Below are 3,644 nucleotides of genomic sequence, written 5' to 3' on the forward strand. Positions count from 1 at the left end.
GCCGCGGCAACCATGAGGTGATGATGCGCGGCACGTTCGCCAACGTGCGCATCAAGAACCTGATGATCCCGGCGAAGGCTGACGGTTCGCGCGTGGAAGGCGGCGAGACGCTGTTCCAGCCGAGCGGCGAGCAAATGTCGATTTACGACGCCGCCATGAAGTACGTTGCCGCAGGCACCCCGACGGTGGTGTTCGGTGGTGAAGAGTACGGCACGGGCAGCTCGCGCGACTGGGCCGCCAAGGGCACGCAACTGCTGGGCGTGAAGGCCGTGATCGCACGCAGCTTCGAGCGTATCCACCGCTCGAACCTGGTCGGCATGGGCGTGCTGCCGCTGCAGTTCAAGGGCAATGACTCGGCACAGTCGCTGGGCATCGTCGGCGACGAAACCTTCGACATCGAAGGCCTGGAAGGCGACATCAAGCCGCAACAGGACGTCACCCTGGTGATCAAGCGTGCCAACGGCGAAGCCAAGCGCGTGAAGGTGCTGCTGCGCATCGACACGCCGATCGAAGTCGACTACTACAAGCACGGCGGTATCCTGCCGTTCGTGCTGCGTCAGTTGCTGGCTGCTTAAGTCACCACACCAAGCAACCGCACTGCGCTGTAGCTGATCGGAAGCCGGCTCTTCGGAGCCGGCTTTTTTTATTGCCGGCCGCGTCAAACAGCATGACGATGGCACGATCACTGGCCTGCTTTTGGTACAGTGTGCCGATTAGGCCGCGCGGTGCCGAACCGACCCCCGCGGCGCACGTCCGACGTTTTGCAGGAGCCCCGCATCCATGGCCAGAGTGGTACTCGCCCTAATCGTCGTCGCGGCTGCCGTGTTCTATATGGTATTCAAGGCGCCGCACGGCACTGCACCGGTATCGGTTGCCGCACCCGCCGCGCCGGCAAGCGCACCCGCGGCACCGGAACCCGCATCCGCGCCGGCAGCAACCTCGGCGCCCGACCCGGCTTCTACACTCGCCGCTGCCAGCGCCGCAGCAGCCGAGGCACCGGCATCTGCCGTGAAGCCCTGAAACGCGGCACGGCGCGGCATACAAGGGTAAAATAACGCCCCTTCTCTTCAACCGACCGGTACGGCACAGCATGGCAGGATTCCGCTCCAAGGCCCCCCAACGTCTTTCCCCCGATGCCGAACGGCTCGTCGCCGATGCACTGGCGCTCGATGCGTCGGGCAGCCGCATCGAAGACGTCTACTGGGAACAACGGCTGTCCGAACGCCTCTCGCGGCTGCTGAAGAACGGCAGCCAGACCGCGCTCGACGCGGCGCTCGACCACCTCTTCAAGCACAACGAAGAAGCCTCCGATGTGCTGGCCGAACAGGCCGAGACACTGGCCGAATCGGCGGTGTTCGCATCGGGTGAGGTGGAATACGATGCGCTGCTGATCGCCGCGCCCATCCTCGCGCATACGCGCTACGCGATCCCGTCCGGCACGATCAAGGCGGAACTGGCGCAGACGCTGCAGGTGCACCTGCAGGCACACGTGCTGGCCGCCAACGCCCGCGTGGCGCTGGCGCCATATCTGTACAGCATCGACCAGCTCCCGCGTACGCATTCGGACACGTTCGCGCTCACGCACAAGCTGGCAGCCTACGCGCTGTCCGGCCAGCCGCCCAAGGTGGACCTGCGCGACATGCCCGAAACCGCGCCCATCCTGGCCGATCCGCGCTACCTGCTGGCCATCGTCGTGGCCCCGCACGGCCAGCCGCTGTTCCGCTGGCAGGAAGACGCCAAGGAGCATCACGCCGAGCGCTCCACCTGCCTGGAACAGTGGCGCGAACAAGTCACACCGACCATCTCCACCCTGATGCCCGGCTGCGAATTCGACCTGCTGCTGCCGGACGCCTTCTTCCTGTCCTGCCGCGAGTCCGACAAGCGCATCCGCCCGCTCACCGTGCGCGCGGCCGTCAACTACCTGCAGGGCGCGCTGGACCTGCCCGCCAACCGCTTCGCGGCCATCATCGGCGCGTTCGGCGAGGAGCAAATCGATGAATACCGCGTCGCCTTCACGGTGCGCGGCGAGAAGGACCTGATCTACGGCATCGTCTGGCCGGTCTACGGCCGCGACGGTGGCGCCACGGACGTTGCCGCCGAAGGCGAGCCGGGCAGCCCGCTGGAGCAGATCGGCGACGAGCTGCGCGCCTGCGGCATCGAAGACATCTTCCGCCACGGCCAGCTGTTCGAGCCCGAATACTGCGAAGACTGCGGCGCCCCGCTCTATGCGGACCGCACCGCCGAGATCGTCCACGCCGAAATGCCGGAAGACGCGCCAACGCAGCAGCCGCTGTTCCATTGAAGCGAGTCAGACCAAGCCACCTCCGGGTGGCTTTTTTGTTGTCGTGCTTGCCGCGCGTCATATCGATGGTTGGAACGCGTCGCACGTGCCGCGCCGGCCTGCGGCACAATGACGGTCTCTCGCCACTTGGCATCACCGTCCTGCATCACTGCCCCGCAGCGCTGCCCGAACACGAGGAGCCCCCGATGACCAATCGCCCCTGGATCCGCGCCCTGATCCGCAAGCTTGCCGCCTGCGCGCTGGCTGGCGCGGCTGCCGCGCCGCTGGCCGCGCAAGCCGACGACCAGCATGATCTGAGAATTGGCCTGGCCGCCGACGTCACGTCGATGGACCCGCAATGGAACAACGCCGGCCCCAACAACGCCATGGCGCTGCACATCTTCGAATCGCTGGTCTTCCTCGACAAGAACGGGCGCTACACACCGGGCCTGGCCACCTCGTGGAAGGCGGTCGACGCCAACACCTGGGAGATCAAGCTGCGCCCGGGCGTCAAATGGAGCGACGGCACGCCCTTCACCGGTGACGACGTGAAGGCCTCGATCGAACGCCCGGCGCGCCTGGCCAACAGCCCGGGCCCGTTCACGAGCTACACCAAGTCGATCACCGAGGTGCAGATCGTCGATCCGCTCACGGTGCGGCTGAAGGTGTCGATCCCGAACTACGCGAGCATCCCCAACGACCTGAACAGCCTGCCGATCATCCCGAAGAAGGTGGCCGACGCCTCGCAGGCCGATTTCGATGGCGGGCGCGCCATGATCGGCACCGGCCCCTTCCTGTTCGACCACTTCACGCGCGGGCAGGAGATCGTGCTGAAGAAGAACCCGCACTACTGGGGCCGCGCGCCGGAGTGGGACAAGGTCACCTTCAAGATCATCACCGACAACGCCGCGCGCACGGCCGCCCTGCTCTCGGGCGACGTCGACGTGGTCGAAGCCGTGCCTGCCGCGGATGTGCCGCGCATCAAGCAGAACAAGGCCTTCCACCTCGAGCAGCAGGTGTCGTGGCGCACCATCTTCTGGCAGATGGACCAGGGCCGCGATGCCTCGCCGTTCATCACGGACAAGGCCGGCAAGCCGCTGGCGAAGAACCCGTTCAAGGACCGCCGCGTGCGCGAGGCGGTGGCGCTGGCCATCAACCGCGATGCCATCGTCACGCGCGTGCTCGAAGGCCAGGGCGTGGTGGCTTCGAACATCGTGTCGCCGCAGATCTTCGGGCACCCGGGCGGCAAGCCGATTGGGTACGACCCGGATCGCGCCAAGAAGCTGCTGGCCGAAGCGGGCTACCCGAACGGCTTCGGGCTCACGCTGCACGCCACCAACAACCGCTACCTGAATGACGCGCA

The 3,644-nt window shown here is 66.4% G+C and carries 3 protein-coding genes and 1 pseudogene; all 4 read left to right on the top strand.

What is annotated here, in order from left to right; genetic code table 11:
- Positions 1-575: pseudogene (acnA, locus tag QZ609_RS25380) on the top strand (aconitate hydratase); the annotation flags it as partial.
- Between the two features lie 205 nt (positions 576-780).
- Positions 781-1,020 carry a hypothetical protein gene (locus QZ609_RS25385; RefSeq protein WP_295500950.1) on the top strand — a complete coding sequence of 80 codons (240 nt, stop codon included), beginning with the start codon at positions 781-783 and terminating at the stop codon, positions 1,018-1,020.
- A 70-nt stretch (positions 1,021-1,090) separates the two neighbouring features.
- On the top strand, positions 1,091-2,302 hold the full coding sequence (locus tag QZ609_RS25390; protein WP_295500952.1) for a DUF2863 family protein: 1,212 nt from the start codon (positions 1,091-1,093) through the stop codon (positions 2,300-2,302).
- Between the two features lie 185 nt (positions 2,303-2,487).
- Positions 2,488-3,644 (top strand): ABC transporter substrate-binding protein (locus QZ609_RS25395; protein ID WP_295500954.1); only part of this gene is annotated, 1,157 nt, incomplete at its 3' end.

It is taken from the genome of uncultured Ralstonia sp. (assembly GCA_913056305.1).
GTDB lineage: Bacteria > Pseudomonadota > Gammaproteobacteria > Burkholderiales > Burkholderiaceae > Ralstonia.